Origin of the sequence: Levilactobacillus bambusae (genome assembly GCF_003124125.1) — a bacterium.
Taxonomy (GTDB): domain Bacteria; phylum Bacillota; class Bacilli; order Lactobacillales; family Lactobacillaceae; genus Levilactobacillus; species Levilactobacillus bambusae.
Window position 1 is genome coordinate 627,406 of sequence record NZ_QCXQ01000002.1, and the last position, 22,359, is coordinate 649,764.

Sequence of the window (22,359 nt, forward strand, 5' to 3'; positions counted from 1 at the left end):
CTCCTATACGGATTGATAAATCGCGTTCAAGTCCGACTCGGTTACCCGGTTAATGGGTTCATCGTAGACCAGCTGACCGGCTCGCATCCCCACAATTCGATCCGCATATTCTAAAGCCAATGGAACTGAATGCAGGTTTACCACCACCGTTATCCCATCCTCCTGGTTCAACTTTTTCAGGTCATTCATAACGGCCCGGGTCGTCAGCGGGTCTAACGAGGCAATGGGTTCATCGGCCAAAATAATCTTTGGGTCCTGCATTAACGTGCGGGCAATCGCCACCCGTTGTTGCTGTCCGCCTGACAATTGATCCGCACGCATGTACAATTTTTCAAGCAGGTTCACCCGATCTAATGCTTCGGCCGCCTGCAGCTTATCCGCCTTGGTATAGAGGTTTAAAAGGCTTTTCCAGGTAGGGTAATAACTAATCTTGCCCGATAAGACGTTATGCTCAACGGTGGTTCGTTTGACCAAGTTAAAATTTTGAAAGATCATCCCAACCTTTCGTCGTAGTTCACGCAGCGCCCGGCCCTTTAAGTCGGTAACTTCAACGCCGTCTACGAGCACACTGCCAGAACTCGGGCGGTGCATTTGGTTAATGGTTCGCATCAGCGTACTTTTACCGGCACCTGATAAACCCACCACGACTAAAAACTCTCCGGGTTGGACGGTGAGATTAATATCTTTTAACCCAACTGTCCCATTGTCATAAATTTTATTAACGTCCTTAAACTCAATGATTGATTTGGCTTCCATTCGGGTTATCCCTCCAAAAAAATGGCTGGAAATAATCAGAAACAGACTATTTCGACAGCCATTTTTATTCATTTATACTTCCAAAAATTATTTATCTAATTGTGCCGCTTCCTTATCGTACTTCCGAATGATATCGAAATTACTATCCTTGGAGTCGACGTAACCTTCATGACTGTAAACGCTAGAAATAATTTGGTGACCCTTCTTCGTCTTCGCGATGTCCTTAAAGGCCTTCGAGATCTTCTTTTGCCACTTCGAACTCATATCACCACGAACGGTAATTGTGTCATTAGGGATCTTAGCCGTGGTATAAATTGGGACCACCTTTTGCATAATGTCCGGTTCATCCTTCAGAACTAACTTCCGGGCTCCCTGGAAGACAAAGGCGGCATCGGTATTCTTGTTGTAAACCGACAGAACCCCTTGGTCATGCCCCTTAACCTGAACGGTCTTAATTCCATCCTTATTGATATTGACACCATGGTTCAACATTTCGACTGCGGGATAAATCCAGCCAGCGGTTGACGTCGTATCCTGTGTAGCAATGGTCTTATTCTTAAGATCCTGGATGTTCTTAATCCCACTGTCCTTGCGCACTAAAATTTGTGATCGGTAGTAGTCCACTAACTTCTTAGTCGATTGATCATTCGGTTCCTTGACACCATAACGTTCGGCTTGGAGGAGCACCTTCGCGTTATATTGCTTGTGCGCCAACACGTAAGCATCAGGTGGTAAATAACCAACGTCAACCTTCTTAGAACCCATCGCTTCAACGATCGTGTTGTAGTCTGTAGACACCGCAACCTTAACCGGGATCCCCAGTTCCTTCTTTAACAGACCTTCTAACGGCTTCGCCTTCGCTTCAATCGTTCCGGCATTTGACGACGGAACAAATTCAACCGTTAACTGCTTAGGCGTGTAATCGTGACTCTTCTTGCTTGAACTAGCGGTTTTCCCACATCCCGCTAAACCAACGGCCAGTAACATGATCGAAGCAGCCGCAATTTTGTACTTCCCATGGTGTTCGAATTTCATCAGTTGGTTCCTCCCAAAATAATAGTCGTTCGTGATTCACCATCATCTTATCGCATAAACACGAACTTAGTCAACTTTGTTTTTTATAATGTTTGTTATATATAAAAATATTGATATTTTTACCTTATTTTTACACGTTTAATACATTAAATACGAACTATATGTAAAATGATAAATAAAAAAGCCTCCCGGTAAATTGACCGGAAGGCTAGCTTTTAGGTGGTTTAAAATCTACGGCCCAGTGAAAAAGGGCGTAGTCATTAAAACATCCGACTTGCTAGCCTCACGGGACTAATTTAAAGTGACGTTCTTCGATTTAATTGTTAACTCATCCTAACATGGATGGCTGATTCTGACTAGGTCTAATTTCTTATTGTTCATTAACTTACACCTTTACCGGCCAAATTTTGATCACGAGGTTGCCAAACGCTAGGGCCAAGCAAACCCCTAAACCGAGCGGCAATAGGGCAGAATAGTTCAAGTGACAAATTTCAAATAGCATAAACAGGGCCATTAACGGCGCTTGCTGGGAGGTTGCGAGCAACGCACTTGCCCCAATGACAGCGTACTGCCAAATTTGAATTCCCGGGAAGAACAGACTGGCGACAAAACCAATGACGCCCCCAATAACGGCCCCAATGGAAATCGATGGCGTCAAGGTTCCCCCCGCTGCTCCTGACTTTAACGTCAGTACCGTTACCGTTCCCTTCGCTAACGCCCCAATCAATAGCGCCGTGGCAGTAGTCGACAGATGCATATGAATAGCGGCCTCAGCTAACGAGCGCCCGTTACCCATGACTTCTGGAAACGACATGGCAATCAGCCCGGTAACCAGACTAATTAACGGTAACTGCCACAAAATGGTCGCTTTTTGGGCTTTATGCCGGCCGGCCCACTGAAATGATCGCCGAAACAACGCCCCAACAATCCCGCAAACCGGGGCAATAACCAAAACTAGCAGGAGCGAATCAACCGAGAATTTGCCGCTTCCCACTAGGTAGTACGGGTTGAAGCCCCGGAGAATGGACCCCACTAACATGGCAATAATTGACATCGTCAAACTAACGGCAACGGTCCGCTTAGTGGCCTTTTTCAACAGAATTTCAACGCAGAACATCATCCCCGTAATGGGAGCTAAGTAGATTCCCGCAAAGCCGGCACCCGCAGCCGAGGCAATCAATAATTTCCGGTCGTCTTCGGTTATTTTAATACTGCGGACCCGGTTCAATAAATCCACCCACGACTGAGCAATGAGCGCCCCTAATTGCCGGGGAGCAACCTCACGACCAACGGGGCCCCCAGTCCCAACGTAGAATATCTGGGTGATCACATCCACTAAGGTCGACCCCACTGGCATTCGTTTGCCTGCTACCGCACTGTTAACGCTGCCGGACGGTTTTAAACGGGCACTAATCCACCACCATAGGACGGCCGCAATGAGCCCCCCCACCACTAGCGAAAGTAACCGATGAACCGGAGAAATCATGCTGGGAGCCGGTCGAAATGCACTTTCCTCAAAATTCAGAAAAAGCTGTTCAATTAAATCTAAAAATGATCCCAGTACCAAGGCTCCCGCTCCAACGAAGACCCCCAGCACCACCGTGGAGAGAATCAACGTCAGATTGCTCCGCCGGTTTAACATACTCATCACTACTTCCTTTATCTAACTTATGTCAACACATTAAAATAGCCACTCAGCAAGCCAAGTCGCCTGTCCGCTTCTATCTTATCATGCGAGGAGCAATTCAAACCTTAAAAAACACCAGGGATTAACCTGGGCACAACCAAAATAGGCAGCACAACTAATTTCGATCAACGAATAATCGAAGCCAGTCGAGCTACCTAATTTATTAATAATAACTAAATGTAATACAGCATTGTCACTAACCAATCCGGAACCAACCTGAACGGAATAATTTCGAAGGTTAGCACAGCTAAACTAATTAGTACCAGTAACCAAAAGCCATAAAAAATGGTTAATCCCTTCACTAGGCTGGATGTTTCCCGGCCCTCTTGTAACCACTGGTGAAGGTACGTTGGAAAGGCTACAAGGCTCATTAACCCGTACAGACAGTTGCCAATTAAGATTAAACCATCTGGTTGATTGAACGGATTCGTTTTTAATCCAATCCACCCCGAAATAATTAAAAGCCACGGAATGATTGAGATTCCTAAGTTAATCAGTAACGTTTTGCGCGTGGTGCTGGTTGACATATTTTTCCCCTTATCCCCTTTAAAGTTAAATGATACTTAACCACCCTAACATCTTTCAGCGCTAAAGACTAGGGGAATTAAAATAAAATTAAACCATTAAATTTCCTGGTCCACGTCCACCGGCTGGCCATCGTGCGCCCGGCCCTGTAAAACATGGTCGGTATGCGCTAAAATGGCATCCATTGTCGCTAGAATGTGTGGATCGGTCAGCTGATAATAGACGGATTTACCAACTCGCTGCTGACTAATGAGTTGGTAGTCCCGAAGTTCCTTTAATTGGTGGGAAAGTGACGATTGTTCAACGTGCAGAATTTCTTGGAGTTCTGTCACGTTGAACTGCTGCTGTTCCAATAAGTACAAAATTTGAATTCGGGTTTTGTTTCCCAATAGTTTGGCAATTTTCACCGCCTCATCCAGTTTTGCCGGATGAATTAAACGAGTGGTCATGTTGTCCCTCCTATAGCAAGGATACCAAGTGTGAAATCGTCCCCGAGTCAATCAAAACGTACAGCCCTAAAACAATGTAGATGAGGGACGTGGCCGTCTGCCCAAACTTTTCAAAGAAGGCGTGCACGAGCGGCATGAGCGTCAAATAGTAGGCCGCAAAGATAATGACGGTCAGGACTAGTACGAATAAGAGTAAAATAGCGGGAACGTACGCGGTCTTCGTGGTAGCAAAAAACGGAATGTACATCGCCATATTATCCGCTCCGCAGGTGGCAACGGTAATCAAGATGACGTTAGAAATAATTCGGTTGGGGTTCGCCTTAGCTAAAGTCTCGGCCGCCTTTTCCTCCTCATCATCGGTGGAAAAGAACCCGGTAATTCCCATGTAGATGGGAATCACTCCCAACAACCCTAATAACCATTCCTCAGGTACCAACTTTAACACATCCGCAATAATTAATGATACGGCCACTAAAATAAAGTTCCCCAGGTAGGCGCCTACGAACACCGGCCGAGCCAACCGCCCCCGGTAAAGTCCAAACACCAGAAGCAAAATGACAAAGTAATCCGAAGTGGTACCTAGGTACGATAATAATGCCGTTCCTAACGCCGTTAACATCAGGACCCCTCCTTTTTATATGAAATTAAATTCATATGATTTCTTTTTCATATTACCATATCGCCCGCTAAATAAACACCCCCCTGCGCCCAAACTGGTAAATGTATGCTACTGTAACAGTAACTAATCCAAATAACTTGGGGATGATCACTATGTCACTTGCTTTTTCACTGCTTCTCTTAATCTTTGCCGTCGTTATCGGCAATCTCCTAGCCGCCAAAATCCGGCTAATTCCCGCCGCCTTTTGGGATATTGCGGTGGGACTATTATTTTCCTTGCTCCCCTGGTTTCATAACTTTGAAATGGTACCTGAAGTGTTCTTATTCGTCATCATTTCCATGCTCATGTTTAACGAAGGGCAGCACACCAACGTTCGAAAGCTCGTTCAAAACCTGGGGGCCACACTTTCAATGTCCGTGTGGCTCTCACTCGCAACGATCGTGGTTGTGGGTCTGATCACCCACCTCTTTTTGCCGGCCCTATCCTGGCCGCTTGCCTTTGTACTGGGAGCGATCATTACGCCAACTGATTCCGTTGCCGTGACCTCCATTACGTCAGATTTAAAGGTTCCCGCTCCCGTCATGGAAACGTTAGAGACCGAATCCCTGTTTAACGACGCATCCGGGCTTGTAGTTTTTAATCTCTGCATTGCCGCCATCACCACCGGTTATTTTTCGGTCACCCATGCCGTGGCCAACTTTATTTATGTTTTTGGGGGCGGCATTTTACTAGGGGGTATTTTAGGCTGGTTCCTCATCATGATTCGGCTCTGGATGATCCGGCAGCGGTTAAACGGACCTCAAATTATCATTCCCTATAAGCTGCTCATTCCCTTTATCATCTATGTCACTGCTGAATTAATTGGCGTTTCTGGTATCTTAGCCGTTGTGGCAGCCGGAATCGTTCACGGTTGGCAGCAGAACTTGCTTAAGCTATCATCGTCCCGGCTCCAAATTACAACCAACTCAGCTTGGGAATTAGTCACAAGTATCCTCAACGGCATTGTTTTTGTCCTCCTAGGAATCAGTTTTCCCGAGGTCTGGCACCAACTTCAAGAACACAGCGTCCATAACCTTGCCCTCCTGGTGGGGCTCGGCCTCGTTCTATATGTCGTCATGTTAGTCGTGCGCTTCCTCTGGGTCCGGCTGCGATTCGTCAAAATCCCCCATCAGCGAAAGAAAAACCGGTTCACGGATAGTGCCCTCATTGCGGTTAACGGGGTTCATGGAACCATTACCCTCGCCATGGCCTTTTCTCTGCCCCTAACCTTAAATCACCGGCCCTTTTCAGACCGGACCGACCTGATTTTCGTCTCAGCCGTTGTGATTGTCCTGAGTTTGCTGGTTCCCACCATCGTGTTAAAACTGACTCTCCCGGCTAAGGAAGAGCCGGTGACGTTAGCGGAACTGGATCAGGCTAAGAGTGAGACCATTAATTCAGCCATTACCCTGGTTCAACAGCAGCCCACCACCAACACGACCATTGCCGTCATCGAAACTTTGAATTCACAGCGGGCCGAACCCGTTCGGTCAGACCCAAAAAAGGTGAACGCCCTTATGGACCAAACCCGGCAGATTGATCACGACACCATTCAGCAAATGTTAGCGGACGGAGAAATTTCCGTTCAAGATGCAGATACGTACAACCAAATGGCCGCTATGATGTACCGCCGGCAGGACCAATCCTTCTGGCAGGTCACAAAAGACTGGTGGGACCGGTTAATTCCCTTTACTAAGATTCACCGCGAACATCGCCGCCGGAAGAAGGCCTACTTAAACCAGCCGGCCAGCGCCCGTAAGACGGATCGCAAGGAATGGATTACCAACATGCGCCGGATCGAAGCGAAGCCTTACGCCGTCATTAGTGACTTTCTGACTAACCTACCGGACGCCTTCAACCACCCAGAAATTATGGCCGTTCGGTCCTTCTATGATCAACGACACCGGGCCTGGAACCGGACCCGCGACGAACAATCCGCCCAAAATCAATTGCTGACCAGTGCCTTTCAGGAAGAGTACTCTTACATTCAGAACCGGGTTCAGGACGGCGGCTTCTCAAAGGCCCTCGGGACAAAACTGTTTGATGAAATTGCTAACGACCAAATGTTATATATTCAACAGAGTTCCGCAATGGCGGATGCGCAATAAACGCTCCACTAACTTAAGCAATCCATTATAACGATGAATCACAAAAACCGGTTCACCCGACCAAGTTTTTAGTCGGGTGAACCGGTTTTTGGAGTGAACTCAGCGGTCAAGAAATTCAATAGTCAAGAAGGGGCTAATCATGATCCCGAGCCGAGTAAATATAAATTTTTTGATCATCAACCCGGTAAATCAACCGGTGTTCTGCATTTATCCGCCGCGACCACTTACCAGACAGTTCATGCTTTAACGGTTCCGGTTTGCCAATTCCATCGTAGGGGGTTCGTTCAATATTTTTAATTAGCCGGTTAATTTTCTTCACCATGGCTTTGTCATTTTGATCATGCCAATACATATAATCAGACCAGGCTGCATCAGACCAAGCCTTAATCATTAGTGGCATCCTCAATGAGATCATGCGCTTTAAATTGACCTTGTTCTAACTCTCGATCACCTAACCGAATCTTCTCCATCAAATAGTCATTAGATAATATTCGCATTGTTTCTTGCATGGCATCATAATCACGTTTACTCATGACCACAATTTCCTCATCAGGCTCCTTGCTCGTCACAATCAAAGCGTCCGAATTATCATTGACTTGCCGCATATAACTCTTTAGTTTTTGCCGGAAATTAGAGTATGCAACTGCATCCATCCGATCAGCTCCTTTATTTTAAAATAAAGGAGCTGATCAATAATTTTACTTTGTTTCACGTGAAACATATCTCCCATCACTAGCTTACCAAATACTCCGTTTACCGTTTGCTAACGTTTTAAACCTGGTAACGACATCATCGTCATAAAACTAATGAGGTATAGGACTGATAAAGCGGCCATAACAATCGTCAATGAATAATGGTCCATTAAGATCCCGATGGCCACGGACGAAAAACCCCCAATGGCCCGACCCACGTTAACAATAATATTATTCGCCGTGGACCGGATTTCCGTGGGGTACAACCGCGAAATAACGGCCCCGTAGCCTCCGAACATCCCGTTAGAGAAGAAACCGACAACCGCGCCAATAATAATCAGCATGACCAAGCTGTTAGCTAACGTAATCGTGTAGACCATTAGCGCAGACGCTAAGAGGAACACGCCAAACGCCCGCCGGGGGCCAAAGTAATCCAGGACGGTCCCGAAGGTTAGCATTCCCAGACTCATCCCGATGATGGTCGCAATCATCCACAGAGATGAACCGGAGACATTTAACCCCAGCTGCTTTTGCACGATGATGGGCAACCAATTCATTAGACCGAAGTAGCCCGCAATTTGAACGGTCGTCATGACCATTAAGCCCCCACTTTGGTAGGCCGCCCGGGGTGAACTGAACATCTCTCGAAATACCGTCCTAACCGTTGACCCCTGCCGCGTCCGTTTGGCGACTAAAAATTCGTCAGTTTCATTGAGGTGCCGCCGAATGAAAAAGGTTAGACCAACGGGAATAATTCCGAGTAAAAACAGCCCGTGCCACCCCATGCGGGGAATAATAAAGGCGGCGGCCACAGCAGCTAGAATGGCCCCCACCTGACCCCCGATTGCGGCTAAGGACGTCATTTTACCAATTTGATTTTGATCAAAGGTCTCTGCGATGAGGGAAATCCCCACCCCGTATTCTCCTCCGGCGCCAATCCCCGCCAAAAACCGCAAGCAATAGATTTCGGTAATATTATTGGCGAAGGCCATCATTGCGGTTGCGAAGGCAAAGATAAAAATGGTATAGGTAAAGGTTCTGACCCGCCCAAATTTATCACCCACCAGCCCAAACAGAACGCCGCCAAACAGCATTCCAAGGTTGGTAACGGAGCCAATCAATCCTGCTGCGCCTCCACTTAAATGAAGTTGGCTAATCATTGAACTCATCGCAAACGATAAAAAAAGCACATCCATGTTTTCTAAGGCAAATCCAGAACTGGTTGACGCAATTGTCCATTTCTGATTTGTCGAGAGACCATGGGTGTGTGAGATTGTTGTTGTTTTCATATTCAATTCCTCCAAATGAATGCTCACGGACATTCGTTATTTTTAGTTGTTTTGATTATTCCACGAATAAAGATTGAAATCAAGGAGAAATTGTTTGTCCTTTTAACTGTTGCATTAGGCCGCAAATGATTAGTTTCTAATAAATTTTCTGCGGTGAAGCCCTTCGGTTAACAAAGTCAGCTAAACTATGCTAATCTGCAGGTAACAGACTGCATTGCATAGAAAGGGAGTCTCCGCATGATATCATTGGCAATTGCAGCCGCAATGAGCAACAACGCTCAAATTGGCATTGCGGTTGGGGTTATTATCTTTATCATCTTGTTTTTCAAACTCATCATTGCGTTTATCAAGTTCTGCTTTCGGCACCCGATCCTTTTCATTATCCTCCTGCTCTGTGGGGGGCTCGGGTTTGCCTTTAACTTTCTCCTCGGTGGCGCGGTTATCCTGGCCGCATTAGTGGGCGGTGTCGTGTTCATGCTGTTGAATGGATTTGATAATTAACGGGCATTGGAAACTAAATAACCAAAAAAGGAGGCAGGGACATAAGACGTTCAGGCCATGCCAAATAGGGCAAAGGACCAGGTTCGATTGTTTTTTGATCGGATTTGGTCCTTTGCCCTATTTGGTTGTGGTCTGTCTTATGTCCCGTAACTACTGGTCCGAAAGCATCCTGTTAAGGATAAAAGGCTTTCGGACCAAGCTGCAAGAGTCGAATTTCTAAGCGAAGCGGGCCTAATGTCCCAATCTCCTTTTAGGTCTTGGTTCCCTTACTGGGCATTACGGTCCAAGAAGCGGGCCAACGCCTCAGGACTTTCCGGTTGATCGTGACTGATCCAGTCAATGATCACGTTCATTAATCCGGCCGTATGATACTCAACGTAATACTTAACCTCCCGTTCGCTGAGGCCCGTTAGAATCGGTTTGCCATGGGATAATTCGTTCATCACTTGATAAATATTAACCCGCAGCAGATCCAGTTGGTTCGCCCGAATCAAAACCTTAATAAACGGACTGTGTCGCTGAAAAAACATCACCATTTGTAAAATATAATGATAATTATCTTGATACTCAATCGTTTGCTGAAACTCAACTAAGAGACGCTTAACCTCGACCTCAAGGACTTCCACAAGGTTGCGGTAAGACCTATAAAACGTCATCCGTGAAATTCCGGCAACCCGGGTCAATTCACTAACCGTAATATCATCGAGCGACTTTTCTTGTAATAGCCGTTCAATTGCTCCCAGCAGGGATTCCTGCGTTAATTCCGTTCGCTTCGTCATTTGACAACTTTCCCCCTTTTGTCACAGTTTGCGTTCGTTTGATTGTCTTTTTGGTTTCTACCGGTTACACTTGTCACATTCATTGAGATTGATACAACTGTAACACTAACAGGGAGGAAATTAAACATGTCAAACTTAAAGGTTGTTGCCATTACCGGAGCCAGCAGTGGAATGGGCAAAGCCACCGCAGAGTTATTCGCCGCTAAGAACTGGGTCGTTTACGGGGGCGCACGTCATCTTGAAAACATCCCTACCGCCGCCAATATTCATCCCGTCCAGTTGGACGTTACGGACTCCGAATCAAACCACCACTTCATCCAAACCGTTCTGGCCGAGCAGCACCACATCGACGTTTTAATTAACGATGCCGGTTACGGTGAAAACGGTCCGGTAGAAGATATTTCCATGGAAAAGGCCCACAAACAGTTTGACACCAACTTTTTCGGTGCCGCTGAATTAGCAAAACTGGTTCTGCCAACCATGCGGCAACAGGGTTTCGGCCGAATCGTCAACGTCTCCTCAATTGGCGGTGACATCTACTCCCCGTTGGCCGCCTACTACCACGCTTCAAAGGCTGCGCTGCAACAATGGAGTGACACCTTGGACCTAGAAGTTCGCCAATTTGGAATTCGATCGGTTATCGTTCAGCCCGGCGGCACACAGTCGGCTTGGGGTGCTACCGCCATGGCTAACGTCCGTCAGAATTTAAAGTCGGATTCAGCCTACGCCAAGTTCGCTGATTTATTGGGTAACGCCTTAGATAGCGGATCACGGGGAATGACGGCCACTTCAGGCGACCTCGCCCAAGTCATCTACGCCGCTGCCACCGATCCCACTCCGAAACGGCGCTACTTTAATTCAATGAGTGACCACCTGACCGTGATTGTTGCCCGGGCCTTCCCAAACGTTTTTCGGGCAACCCTCCTCAGATCGTTAAAACGACTGGGCAAGAGGGCCTAAGGGGGCAAGGGTGTGAAAGCACTCGGTAGGTCTCAAGGAGTAACGTAAGAAACAAAATAAAAAGGGTGACCATGTTCGATCGAAAAATCGAACCCGGTCACCCTTTTTATTTGACATGGTCTGGACGTCTTATGTCCATTCTAATTTTGATTATTATAAGTTATCATTAATAAAATCTAAAGCTACCGTGTGCAAGTCGTCCAAAGCGGTTGCTTCAATTGGGTAGTGGCCCCCGTTGCGTAATGTTGTCTTCGTAACTTTAACCTGAGTCAGTTTATCCAAGAAGGGGTCACTCAGACGTTCCGGCGTCCAACGGTCAGTATCCGGCTGCGTTAACAGAACGGGACAAACCGTGAAGTTTTCGGGTTCAACGTCTGGAGCGTAGGTCATGTAGGTATTCATGAACTTCATGGTCACCTTGTTCCCGCCGGAAGTTGGATCGTTTAACATCACCTTCAAGCATTGAGGATCATTAACGAGCGCCCGCATCTTTGACGGAATACTCATTTTCATCTTAAATCCTGATAAACCAATGTGAGTGGCAATTCCCGTCAAAGGCACCCCAAATTCACCCCAGAACCAGTTGTTCGTGGTTGTCATTTGAACGTCCTTGCTCCGTTGGTCGAGGAAGGTCATTCCAATGATTCCCTTCACCTTCTTATTTCGGGCAGCGACGTGGTAGGTTTCCATCCCACCGGCTGATAACCCGTACAGGAAGATTGGCCGGTCATCCTTAGTTAGTTCAACGTCAATCAAGTCGCTGCCGCATTGAACCCAGTCATCGTAACTGATCAAAGCGTGGGGATCAACATCCGTAACCCCATAGGTTGGCATATCCACACAGATCGTTTCAAAGTTTTCTAGGGCCATGGGGCCGCCCATGATCATTGAGATTTGCCGGCCGTTCGTCCCAACACCGTGGAACATAATGATTTTAGCCTTAGCGTCAGGATTACGGAACGTATCCAAGTGAACGGTATTATTGTGCCAGTCCCAATCCTCTTCCGTTGGGTGGTAGTGAGTCGTGTAATGGTATTTTTCTGGTAAGAATGATTCGACTTCGCGCCATGCGCGTTGGTTTTGGTAAGTTGTCATTATAAAATGCCTCCTGATTAATGCTAGTTTATCAGCAGACAATCATGTGGGCATTGATCTATGTTAACAGCTCATCATCTTTTTTCGAATTCGGCTCAAACTTTCCTTGGTAATCCCAATGTAAGATGCAATTTGATTTTGGGGAATCCGTTTTTCCACGGCCCCAAATTGTTTCTGAAATTCTTCGTAGCGCTGCTGGGCACTCAAACTCTGAAACGCATATTCACGCTGCATTTTGTAGCGTAAGGTGGCCTCCAGCTGCCCAATGTAGAACTGGGTCAGGGGAGCACTACCTAAAATAATGGCCTTCATTTTAGCGGCATTAAACCGGAGACACTGACAGTCCTCGACGGCATCGAAGGCCTCTGTGCTCGTATCCGCAAACAAACTTTCCCCAATTAAAAACTCGCCCGCCACCATAAAATTCTTAGTCACGTTTCGCCCATTTTGATCAATGTAGAAGCTGCGCGCAATTCCATCGATAATCAAGTACACAGATTGCTGGGGTTGATGGGTATTTAACACCAAACTCCCGTGCGGAAAGTACGCTTGCTCAGCAATCACGGCCAGACGATGGACGTCTAAATCGGATATGGTAACGTGGTACTGATCCATGGCGGTACTGATCAAGTCTTCCTTAGTTGCAATGTCCATTTGGGCACCCCCCTACGTTTTACTCCCTTTTATTATAAGAAATTCCAGCGTCATTTACAAAAATAGCATAAGCTAACTTTGTGCCATGCCAAATAAGGAACGCTCAGCCAATGGGTCTGGTTGAGCGTTCCTTATTTGGATCACAGGGACTAATCGACGGATTATTCCCCGAAAACTAGTTTTTAATTTGTAAAATTTGATCTAAATCGGTTCGTGTCGTCCGCAGATCGTTTAATTTATCGTCTTTGGCATAGCCTAACGCAATTCCCATAAAGATTGCTTCATCCTCCGGAATATCAAATTCTTCCCGAATTTCTGCTGGGTATCGGATTAATTCGTAGGCGGGTAAACTACCAACCCCATGATCTGCAGCCGCTAGCAAAATCCCGTACCCAAATGCTCCAACGTCGTAGGCCGAATATGCCGATGATCCCTTAGGCATGGTTAGGTAAAGGATCGCCGGGGCATTAAACAGGTCATTTTCCGATGCCATCATTTGGTCGCTTTCATCAGGCGAGTAAAATTCTGCCATATTTGACATCCAACGGTTCAAATTGGCCTGTGGCATTGGGGCCCACGTTCTAGGTGGTGTGACCTCCGTATGACTCCTGGTGCGCTGCACAGCCAGTTTTTTATGGTGACCCCGGATTTGCTTAGCAGTTTTTCCAACGGCCAAGTAGGCCTTCCATGGCTGCGTATTTTCCCAGGAGGGAGCTAGCTGAGCCTCCGAAACAATTGCTTTTAATGTATCTAAGTCGACTTCCCGGTCACTAAACTCATGGGCTGAATGGCGCATGGCTTGAATACTTTGGTTTGTCATCATGGTAACTTCCCATCTAATTTTACTAACTATTTGTAACTATATTGTATAGTCAGTAAAATAGAAAACAAGGACGCAGTTTTTTCTTACCTACTCAAGGAGGTCCCGCCCATGGATTATTTAAACCCTAACGTTCCACTCGACTACTACCACGATAATTGCCCCACCCTCATGGCGTTGAAACTGGTTAACCAAAAGTGGAAACTCCCCATTCTATGGCAGATTGGCCTTCACCAGGAGCTACATTATAACCAGCTCAAACGACAATTAATCGGAATTACTAATACGATGCTCGCCAAAAGCTTAAGGGAATTAGACGGTGACGGCCTAGTTTTACGCCACCAATTCGATACAACTCCGCCAACGGTCACCTATGCACTAACGGACCAAGGGAAGCAGCTTCTGATCACGTTAGAAGGTTTACGTGAGTTTGGGGAAATCGGTTAGATAACACACACTAATCGTTTGATGCCTCATCATCTCGTTTCCGATCAACACCCAATCCTAACAAACCGACAAATACTAGCCCAAGTACTGCTAAACCAATTGGTTCAACCGCACGATTAAATCGTTCACCCGTTTGTGGGAGAGTTTGTTGATTCACCTTCTGATGGGTAGTTGTAGACCGTTCATGACGTGCAGTTACACGTGGACTCGTCCGGTTAACTGAAGATTTAGTAACCTCATGGGCCATCGGCTGACTCGCATTTGAGTGAGCATCGTGACTAGTTTGCCCCGACTGACTCGGATCCATTGATGATCCGGTTGGATGATCCCCATGATTATTAGGTTGACTTGGTTGCGTGGGGATTGTTGGTTCCACGTTATTGCCATTGCCAGACTGTCCCGGTGTATGCGACTTTTCCTTTACCATAACCGTCACAATATCCTCAACAACGTTTCCTTGACTATCGGTATAACGATAAACGATATCGTAATGTCCAGGTACATTGGAATTAACCGTCCCTGACACTGATACTTGATCAAATGAAACTGGCTTTCCGTTCGCATCCGTGGCCCCCACAAAATTATCCTTAGGGTTCCAAGCCGATCCAGAGTTAATCGTTGAGTTTTTCCCCGTCACTGAGGCCTGAGAAGCGATCACATGTACCGTAATTGTCTTTGAAACCGTCTTACCAAAAGCATCCATGTAACTGTACGTTATTTGATAATCACCTGGGCGACCAGTATTCACAACTCCGCTCACTTTAACCTTGGAAAAATCAATTGGGTTCCCGTTAGCATCCGTGGCATTAGTAAAGTTGTCACTAGCCTTCCAGTTGGTATCCGGTCCCGCAATTAAGGTCGAATCATGGGCTGAAATAGTGGTTTGATCATCCGTTGGTGGTGTGACCACCGGTTTTTTGACGGTAACCGTTACCGTTTTGGTCACAACGTTTCCGGCCGCATCCGTATAAGTGTACGTCACGTCATAGTTCCCCGCCTTAGCGGTGTTCACGTCCCCGCTAACTTTAACCTTGGAAAAATCAACAGAATTCCCGTTCTCATCAATAGCGCCATCGAAGTTATCTTGAGCGTTCCATGTGGAACCAGCATCAATAGTACTATCATGATCAAAAATATTAGCCTTAGAATTGATGACTTGTACGATAATCGTAGCAGAATGAGTTTCTCCCCGCGAATCGGTATAAGTATAGGTTACCTGATAGCTGCCAGATTTGGTTGTATCTACTGATCCACTAACCTTAACCTTCGCAAAATCAACCGGGTTACCATTTTCATCAGTTGCGCCATTAAAGTTATCTTTGGCATTCCATACAGTATCTGGACCCGCAACCAGCGTTGAATCATGGGCCGTCACACTGCCCTTATCCGCAGACTGACCGACAGTTACCGTCACTGTCTTTGTGATCGTCTTGCCGGTGGCATCTTGATAACTATAGGTGACTTGGTACTGACCTGCCTTGGACGTATTAACCGACCCGCTGACCGTTACATCATCAAACGAAATAGGATTTCCCTCTGCATCAATGGCGCCATCAAAGTTATCCTGTGCGTTCCACGTGGAACCATTCGCAATCTGGCTATCGTGACCATAGATGTTGGCTTTAGAAGCTAAGACGGTAACGGTAAAGGTCTTAGTCACAGTATTTCCAGCTGAATCAACGTAGGTATACGTAATCTCATAGTTACCGGGAACATTAGTGTTGACCGAACCCGAAACTGACGTTAAATTGCTCAAACTAATTTGATTACCGTTAGCATCCGTTGCACCATCAAAGTTATCCGCTATGTTCCACGTGGAACCAGCTGATACGGTACTATCATGCCCATAAATGTTCGCTAGTGATCCCTTCACGATAACGGTAACTGTTGTCGTATGCTGAATTCCTCGTCCGTCGGTATACGTGTAAGTTACGTTATACGTTCCTGGTGTGGACGGGTCAACCGTCCCCGATACCGTAATATCACTAGAACTTAGATCAACGGGGTTGCCGTTTTCATCATAGACAGCCGTTAAGTTATCCTCTGGGTTCCATGTTCCGTTAGGACCAGCAACAATGGTTGAATCATGCCCGGTAATCCTCCCTTTATCAACCGTTTCATCGACCGTTACTTGAACGGTTTTTGAAACGGTCTCACCCGTACTATCCGTATAGGAATAGGTAACGTAATATGTTCCAGCCTGAGTGGTATCAATGGTAGACAGGATCGTTCCATTCGCATCCTTAATGGTTGTTGACGTTAAATTACCGTAAGAAACGTTATTACCGTTTTCATCAACGGCACCATCGAAGTTATCCTGCGGATTCCACGTAGAACCATTTGCAATTTCACTATTATGCGCATAAATGTTACTCCGAGAATCAAGGATCGTGACCGTAATCGTCTTAGTTACAGTCTTCCCGCTAGCATCCACAAAACTATACGTAATATTGTAAGTTCCCGCCTTGGATGAATCCACATCTCCAGTGACCGTTACATCCGAAAAATCAACGGGATTACCATTGGCGTCCACAGCACCATCAAAATTATCTTCACTGCTCCACTCTGATCCAATCCCTAGCGTACTATTATGAGCATAAATATTTGACCGTGAATTAGCCACGGTAACCGTAATCTGCTTAGACACTGAATTACCATTAGCGTCCGTGTAAGTATACGTCACTGTATAGGTCCCTGCAGTTTTAGGATCAACAGAACCATTTACCGTGATTTGGCTAAAATCAACGGGATCTCCGTCCACATCAGTTGCACCGTCAAAGTTATCCTCTGGCGACCACGTTGAACCAACTGGGATTTGACTATTATGAGCATAAATATTGATTTGTGATTCACCCACGGTTACCGTTATGGTCTTTGAAACGGGGTTGCCAGAGACATCGGTAAAACTGTAAGTAATCTGATATTCCCCCGCTTTTGATGTATCCACCGATCCCGAAACGGTAACGTTACTAAACGATACCGCATTGCCGTTAGCATCTGTTGCGCCGTCAAAGTTATCTTCCGGCGACCACGTTGAACCGCTCTCGATCTCGCTATTATGAGCATAAATATTCGCCTGAGAATTCGAAACGGTAACGGTGTAGGACTTAGTAATCACGTTGCCGACTCCATCCGTATAGGTATAGGTAACCGTATAATTACCCGCTACCTTCGGATTAACGTTATTCGTAGATGAGATTAAGGAAGGGTTAATGGCGTTCCCATTCATATCGGTTGCACCATCCAAGTTATCTTGGGGTGACCATGCGGATCCGTTAGCAATCGTTGAATTATGGCCGTAAATGTTTGCCTTAGACTGAACAACGTGAACAGTAACCGTCTTGGTAATGGTATTACCAGCAGGATCCTTATAGCTATAAGTAACCTTATAATCTCCCGCAACTTTAACGTTCGGGGTTCCCGTAGTATAGGTAACCTTAATGTTTGATAGTGGAATTGAATTCCCGTATTGATCGGTAGCACCATCAAAATTATCCTGAGCATTCCACGCGGGGGTATTCGGTCCCATAATAACGGTTGAGTCGTGCCCGTTAATAACCGTATTATCAACCGCTAAGACGTAAGTATCAGCCATTGAACTATTATACAAACTCATTAGTTGCCCCGATGTATACGTGGCATTTCCTTGTGGTGCCGTTTCTGTTCCACCTGCAACTGCGCGCCACTGATTCAATGTTCCAGGGACATGAGGCTCCGGCAAGCCCGCATCAGAAATCCGGGTGTTCGCTCCCAGTTTTAAAACTCGTAGGCCGCTACATTCAACCAGCATCCCCGTTCCAATTGGTACGTTGCCCATATTGAAGTTTGAAATATCTAGCCGGGTCAAACTATTGTCCCCATTAAACATAAACGTCATATCAGTAACTTTGCTGGTGTTGAAACTGGAAACGTTCACCGTCTTTAAATTATGCGCCGTGTAGAACATCCAGTGCATGTTGGTCACGTTGCTTGTATCAAAATTGGATAGATCTAGCGACGTTACACCAGTCCCACTAAACATTTGGCCCATATTAGTTACTTTACTGGTGTTGAAGTTCGAAACGTTAAGGCTTTTTAGTGACGTTGTATTTTCAAACATGTGCTGCATCGTTGTTACGTTACTCGTATCAAAGCTGGAAACATCCAGGTTAGTGTAACTTGAAGTTTGCGGGTTAAAAAACATGTACGACATATCCGTTACTTTGCTGGTGTTAAAGTTGGAAATATTTAACGTTTTTAACGATGAGTTACCGTAAAACATGCTTTGCATGGTCGTAACATTACTCGTATCAAAACTGGATAGATCCAAACTAGTAAGTGAACTATCCGACAAAAACATGTTGGACATATTCGTAACGTTATTGGAGTTCAACTGGGTCGACCCATTGATTGCCGTTAACTGCGTCATCCCACTAAATAAGTAGGAAGAGTTCGGTGGCAAAGTAACGGCCCCCTCAATACTAATTTGGGTAATTGTGGTCTTATATTTCTGCCACTGCGAATGATCCCCATTTAGCGTCCCAGCCTGAAAGTGAAGAACATTATTACTGTCAATGTTCCAAATGACTGAACCGTCCTGCCCGCTAGCCACGTCAGCTGCCTTGGGCCGATTTGTGACCGTTTTTTTCACAATTTCCTTATCCGCAGCTGTGGTAGATCCCTTGCTACTAGCAGAATTGACCCCATTCACCTGAGAGACAGGTTGGGGAGCCACTGAGGATCCAGCTGAACTAGCGGAAATCGACTTGGTGTTGGATACCGAGTTTGTCTCACTATTCGAAGCCGAACTAGAATTACCCGCTGACTTAGTCGGACTAGTTACAGCCTGCGAACTCGGTGCCTCACTAGCAGAGGATGGCGTTGTTAATGCCGGGTTAAAGGCTCCAGACGTCGTAGAATTACTATTGGTCGAATGGTTAGTAGTTGCGGTCCCTTTTACTTGAGCAGAGGATCCTGCCGAACTAGCCGATTTAGTTTGACTAGATGCCGACTCTGACTGAGGGACCGAGCTGGCTGACTTAACTGCTGCTGACGAGGAAGCCACCGTACTCTTCTTGGTTGACGATGAAGAAACCGCTGATGAACTGGCCGAGCTCGTCGGGGTGGTAGCTGATTGTGAGGATGTACTGCTGGCTGTAGCACTTGTTGAGCTAGCCGGCTTTAACGTCACGGTTTTTTCTGCCGATGATGCGGGGGTGGTTGCTCCCGATTTAGAGGTGGTTGACGTTGTATCCGCATGAGCTGTCTCGGCTTGTGTTAAGCTAACCGCTCCTAAAGAAAAGAGCGTCATTCCGGCAACAACCCACTGTTTTTTAGCTTTATACAATTTAAAACGGGTCTTTTCTGGTGAGTGAATTAATCGATGCTGCTTCATCATTAAATGCCTCCTAAGTACTAATTTAACGTCTTAATCAATCGTTTTGGTTGAACTATTTAGTGATTAAAATGGACTTATCAAATAAAACTGACTTTAATCAGGCCGATCTGCCTCCTTATAATGTTCTATCATAAATAATTTACCATATAACTTTATTTATCTGGTTAATATTGCTCACTTTTCCATAAATAATTTCTAATAATATGTATTCAATAAATTTAATTAACATTTAAATGCATAACTATCAGGTAATTTGCCTTCTTTGACTAACACCCAAATATTGTAAAAGCCCCGCTAAATTCAGTTAAAAACTGAATTTAGCGGGGCTTTTTGCGGCCAATATACGGCTCATTTACTTAAAATCAGTTGTGTCATGCCGCTTCAGTACCCCATCCACAATATCTTGAATGGTAATCGTCTGCATCCGTTGAAAGGCAGCGGCTTGTACCTCCTCGTAAGCAGCATCTAGCGTGGCCTGAATGTTTCCCCCCACAATACACTGTGGGTTAGTTTTAGGGTCAACGTGGAGTAAATCATGGTCCATATTAATCGCCTGGTAGACGTCTAGCAGCGTGATTTGATCCGGTGAAGCTCCCAGGGTGGGCGCTGAAACCCCCTGCTGGCTGCGAATTAAGCCGGCTCGCTTCAGGTCGGCCATTAAACTGCGGACCGTACTGGGATTTGTCTCAATGCTGGCCGCAATTGCCTTGCTCGACAGGTCCTCATTAGGGGCCACAATCAAGTACGTCAAAATATGGATCGCATCACTCAGTTTATAAGAATACTTCACCTTTTCACCCTAGTTTCATTTTAAAATTTCCTGAATGGCCTCAGGAAGGCTAACTAAATTGTGACCTAAAACATCAGGTAAATCAACCGTTTCCTCCGATAACGCTCCATCGTCAATTGGCTGTTGGACTAGGGTTACCATGTTAGCAATAAATTCATCCATCCCCGTTGCAATTAATTCGTTATAGAAGGTAGTCCGGCTGACCTGACCTACTTCAAAGTTCTTTTGGGTTGCCTGTTTTAACGCCTCGCCCAGGTCAGAGTAAGTCTTTTTGGGGCCGCCAAATTCATAGATGGTCTGTGGATCCGTCATCGTTAAGACCTTAGCGGCAGCCTCGGCGTACTCGCGTTCTAACGCCCATCCAGCACTATTACTAGGGTTGGCCCAGTAAGTAGCCGTCTGACCATGAGCACCCTTCTGTAAAAAGTCCATTTCATTTTCGAGGTACCAATTATTGCGCAAAAAGGCGTGGGCCACTCCGCTGGCCTGAATTAAATCTTCCGTCAGTTTGTGATCGCTGGCTAGGGGATCCGTTGAGGCCTGGGCGTGGGGGAAACTCGTATAGGCCACAAACTTTACGTCGGCTTTTGATAGCGCCGTCACCATATTTTGATGTTGTTCACTGCGCGGAAGCTCACCACCGGGCTGCGATGAAATAAAGAGGACTCGGTCGACATCCGAAAGTGCCCGTTCCATCGATGTTTCATCGTCGTAGGTCCCCTCCCGAAGCGTAACGGATTTGGGTAACTTTTGGCTTGCCCGATCTCGATCCCGAACAATCGCGATGACTTCATCATCCGGTCCAACCAACTGTAATAACTGGTTAACGGCAGTTTGACCAAACTTACCGGTTGCGGCTGTAATTGCGTATTTCATCGTCGTTATCTCCCATCACTAACACATGTACTTTTATTTTAAACAAGTTCAGTTTACCACCTGTTGTTTTAAAGTCAACAACAAAATAGGGATGACGATCAAATTCGATCATCATCCCTATTTAACGTCGCCTAACCGGCTTATGTCCCTGACTGCCATGGTTATTCCGTTTCAATTCGGTCACTATCCCTTGGTACCAACACGGCATAACTCACGGATAGCAGTGAGGTGATGACTAAACACATTGGGGGCCAAAAGTAGATCCCGACCATCCCGATTAGCAGGAGCGGAATATCCAACCCAAAGTGCTTCTTGGGGCTGATGGCCTGCGCCAGCTGGTGGTTATCGTTATCGGCAACGAGAACCGCTGCCAACAGATAGTACGCCACCATCCAGCAGAAGTAGATCCCAAAGTAAAAGTAACTAGGATCCCTGTCGTTAGGAAATTCACTGACCCTGGCCGTGGCGACGGGGAAAAAGGCCATAACGAGCAGCCATAGTAGGTTAGCCCAAAACGCCCTACGCGACACCCACTTCGTTTTCGCAAAGATGTAGTGCTGGTTATACCAGGAAACGCTGATAATTAAAAAACTAACAATGAAGGCAATAAAATACGGATATTCCCGTAATAGTGCGCTAAAGTGCGGAACTTCCGGCACCTTAATTTCTAACACCATAATAGTCATCAGGATGGCAATTATGGCCTCGCTAAAAGCAAGAACCCGGTCTTTTCTCATGTTAACCACCTCGAACTTATTATACGGGATATGGGGTAAGGATACCCGCCCAGGGACTCTTGCTTGACTTAAAGTGGGCTTTAAGGTTTACACTCAAGTCATCTTAACGTTAAGGAGTGTTGAC

The 22,359-nt window shown here is 46.1% G+C and carries 21 protein-coding genes; 4 read left to right on the forward strand and 17 right to left on the reverse strand.

From position 1 onward, the window contains the following. Nucleotides 1-3 precede the first annotated feature (3 nt). The 6 genes from phnC to DCM90_RS05855 all read right to left on the reverse strand — a co-directional run bounded on the left by phnC (nucleotide 4) and on the right by DCM90_RS05855 (nucleotide 5,071). Complete coding sequence (gene phnC / locus DCM90_RS05830; protein WP_109250391.1) at nucleotides 4-756, reverse strand: phosphonate ABC transporter ATP-binding protein; 753 nt, start codon at nucleotides 754-756, stop codon at nucleotides 4-6. Nucleotides 757-843: 87 nt separating this feature from the next. Then, nucleotides 844-1,791, reverse strand: a complete 948-nt coding sequence (locus DCM90_RS05835) for a phosphate/phosphite/phosphonate ABC transporter substrate-binding protein (RefSeq protein WP_109250392.1) — start codon at nucleotides 1,789-1,791, stop codon at nucleotides 844-846. A gap of 385 nt (nucleotides 1,792-2,176) precedes the next feature. Then, nucleotides 2,177-3,439: a chloride channel protein gene (locus DCM90_RS05840; protein ID WP_109250393.1), complete on the reverse strand. Its 1,263-nt coding sequence runs from the start codon at nucleotides 3,437-3,439 to the stop codon at nucleotides 2,177-2,179. Nucleotides 3,440-3,651: 212 nt separating this feature from the next. Further along, entirely contained in the window at nucleotides 3,652-4,005 is a 354-nt protein-coding gene (locus DCM90_RS05845) for a hypothetical protein (RefSeq protein WP_109250394.1), read from the reverse strand. A 96-nt stretch (nucleotides 4,006-4,101) separates the two neighbouring features. Further along, entirely contained in the window at nucleotides 4,102-4,452 is a 351-nt protein-coding gene (locus DCM90_RS05850) for an ArsR/SmtB family transcription factor (RefSeq protein WP_109250395.1), read from the reverse strand. A 10-nt stretch (nucleotides 4,453-4,462) separates the two neighbouring features. Further along, complete coding sequence (locus DCM90_RS05855) at nucleotides 4,463-5,071, reverse strand: cadmium resistance transporter (protein ID WP_109250396.1); 609 nt, start codon at nucleotides 5,069-5,071, stop codon at nucleotides 4,463-4,465. Between the two features lie 152 nt (nucleotides 5,072-5,223). Between DCM90_RS05855 and DCM90_RS05860 the strand changes: the two genes are divergently transcribed. Continuing rightward, nucleotides 5,224-7,218, forward strand: a complete 1,995-nt coding sequence (locus DCM90_RS05860) for a cation:proton antiporter (protein ID WP_165815227.1) — start codon at nucleotides 5,224-5,226, stop codon at nucleotides 7,216-7,218. Between the two features lie 133 nt (nucleotides 7,219-7,351). Here DCM90_RS05860 and DCM90_RS05865 read toward each other — a convergent pair whose 3' ends face one another. The 3 genes from DCM90_RS05865 to DCM90_RS05875 all read right to left on the reverse strand — a co-directional run bounded on the left by DCM90_RS05865 (nucleotide 7,352) and on the right by DCM90_RS05875 (nucleotide 9,199). After that, nucleotides 7,352-7,609 (reverse strand): Txe/YoeB family addiction module toxin, encoded by a 258-nt coding sequence (locus DCM90_RS05865; RefSeq protein ID WP_109250398.1) that lies wholly within the window; start codon nucleotides 7,607-7,609, stop codon nucleotides 7,352-7,354. Further along, nucleotides 7,602-7,871, reverse strand: a complete 270-nt coding sequence (locus DCM90_RS05870; RefSeq protein WP_109250399.1) for a type II toxin-antitoxin system Phd/YefM family antitoxin — start codon at nucleotides 7,869-7,871, stop codon at nucleotides 7,602-7,604. The genes DCM90_RS05865 and DCM90_RS05870 overlap by 8 nt, the downstream gene beginning before the upstream one ends. A 110-nt stretch (nucleotides 7,872-7,981) precedes the next feature. Beyond that, a complete protein-coding gene (locus DCM90_RS05875) occupies nucleotides 7,982-9,199 on the reverse strand; it encodes an MFS transporter (RefSeq protein ID WP_109250400.1) in 1,218 nt (405 codons plus the stop codon). A gap of 237 nt (nucleotides 9,200-9,436) precedes the next feature. On the opposite strand from DCM90_RS05875, the gene DCM90_RS05880 reads away from it, so the two are divergent. Further along, a complete protein-coding gene (locus tag DCM90_RS05880; protein ID WP_225365981.1) occupies nucleotides 9,437-9,700 on the forward strand; it encodes a hypothetical protein in 264 nt (87 codons plus the stop codon). Nucleotides 9,701-9,966: 266 nt separating this feature from the next. Here DCM90_RS05880 and DCM90_RS05885 read toward each other — a convergent pair whose 3' ends face one another. Then, nucleotides 9,967-10,479, reverse strand: coding sequence for a TetR/AcrR family transcriptional regulator (locus DCM90_RS05885; RefSeq protein ID WP_109250401.1), 513 nt, complete (start codon nucleotides 10,477-10,479; stop codon nucleotides 9,967-9,969). Between the two features lie 126 nt (nucleotides 10,480-10,605). Here DCM90_RS05885 and DCM90_RS05890 point away from each other — a divergent pair, with 126 nt between their 5' ends. Next, nucleotides 10,606-11,439: an SDR family NAD(P)-dependent oxidoreductase gene (locus DCM90_RS05890; protein WP_109250402.1), complete on the forward strand. Its 834-nt coding sequence runs from the start codon at nucleotides 10,606-10,608 to the stop codon at nucleotides 11,437-11,439. 153 nt (nucleotides 11,440-11,592) lie between these two features. Here DCM90_RS05890 and DCM90_RS05895 read toward each other — a convergent pair whose 3' ends face one another. The 3 genes from DCM90_RS05895 to DCM90_RS05905 form a co-directional block, all read right to left on the reverse strand. Further along, nucleotides 11,593-12,534 (reverse strand): alpha/beta hydrolase, encoded by a 942-nt coding sequence (locus tag DCM90_RS05895; protein WP_109250403.1) that lies wholly within the window; start codon nucleotides 12,532-12,534, stop codon nucleotides 11,593-11,595. A gap of 63 nt (nucleotides 12,535-12,597) precedes the next feature. Further along, a complete protein-coding gene (locus DCM90_RS05900) occupies nucleotides 12,598-13,188 on the reverse strand; it encodes a Crp/Fnr family transcriptional regulator (protein ID WP_109250404.1) in 591 nt (196 codons plus the stop codon). Between the two features lie 175 nt (nucleotides 13,189-13,363). After that, the gene (locus tag DCM90_RS05905; protein ID WP_109250405.1) at nucleotides 13,364-14,008 is read right to left on the reverse strand and encodes a nitroreductase; all 645 of its coding nucleotides are present in this window, start codon (nucleotides 14,006-14,008) and stop codon (nucleotides 13,364-13,366) included. Between the two features lie 111 nt (nucleotides 14,009-14,119). On the opposite strand from DCM90_RS05905, the gene DCM90_RS05910 reads away from it, so the two are divergent. Then, entirely contained in the window at nucleotides 14,120-14,455 is a 336-nt protein-coding gene (locus DCM90_RS05910) for a winged helix-turn-helix transcriptional regulator (protein WP_109250406.1), read from the forward strand. Between the two features lie 10 nt (nucleotides 14,456-14,465). On the opposite strand, the gene DCM90_RS05915 is transcribed toward DCM90_RS05910, so the two are convergent. From DCM90_RS05915 to DCM90_RS05930, 4 genes are all read right to left on the reverse strand, one after another. Next, nucleotides 14,466-19,832, reverse strand: a complete 5,367-nt coding sequence (locus tag DCM90_RS05915) for a bacterial Ig-like domain-containing protein (RefSeq protein WP_109250407.1) — start codon at nucleotides 19,830-19,832, stop codon at nucleotides 14,466-14,468. A gap of 352 nt (nucleotides 19,833-20,184) precedes the next feature. Further along, complete coding sequence (locus DCM90_RS05920; RefSeq protein WP_109250408.1) at nucleotides 20,185-20,622, reverse strand: Rrf2 family transcriptional regulator; 438 nt, start codon at nucleotides 20,620-20,622, stop codon at nucleotides 20,185-20,187. A 15-nt stretch (nucleotides 20,623-20,637) separates the two neighbouring features. Further along, complete coding sequence (locus tag DCM90_RS05925) at nucleotides 20,638-21,498, reverse strand: NAD(P)H-binding protein (RefSeq protein ID WP_109250409.1); 861 nt, start codon at nucleotides 21,496-21,498, stop codon at nucleotides 20,638-20,640. A 161-nt stretch (nucleotides 21,499-21,659) separates the two neighbouring features. Then, nucleotides 21,660-22,235, reverse strand: a complete 576-nt coding sequence (locus DCM90_RS05930) for a TMEM175 family protein (RefSeq protein ID WP_109250410.1) — start codon at nucleotides 22,233-22,235, stop codon at nucleotides 21,660-21,662. Nucleotides 22,236-22,359 lie beyond the last annotated feature (124 nt).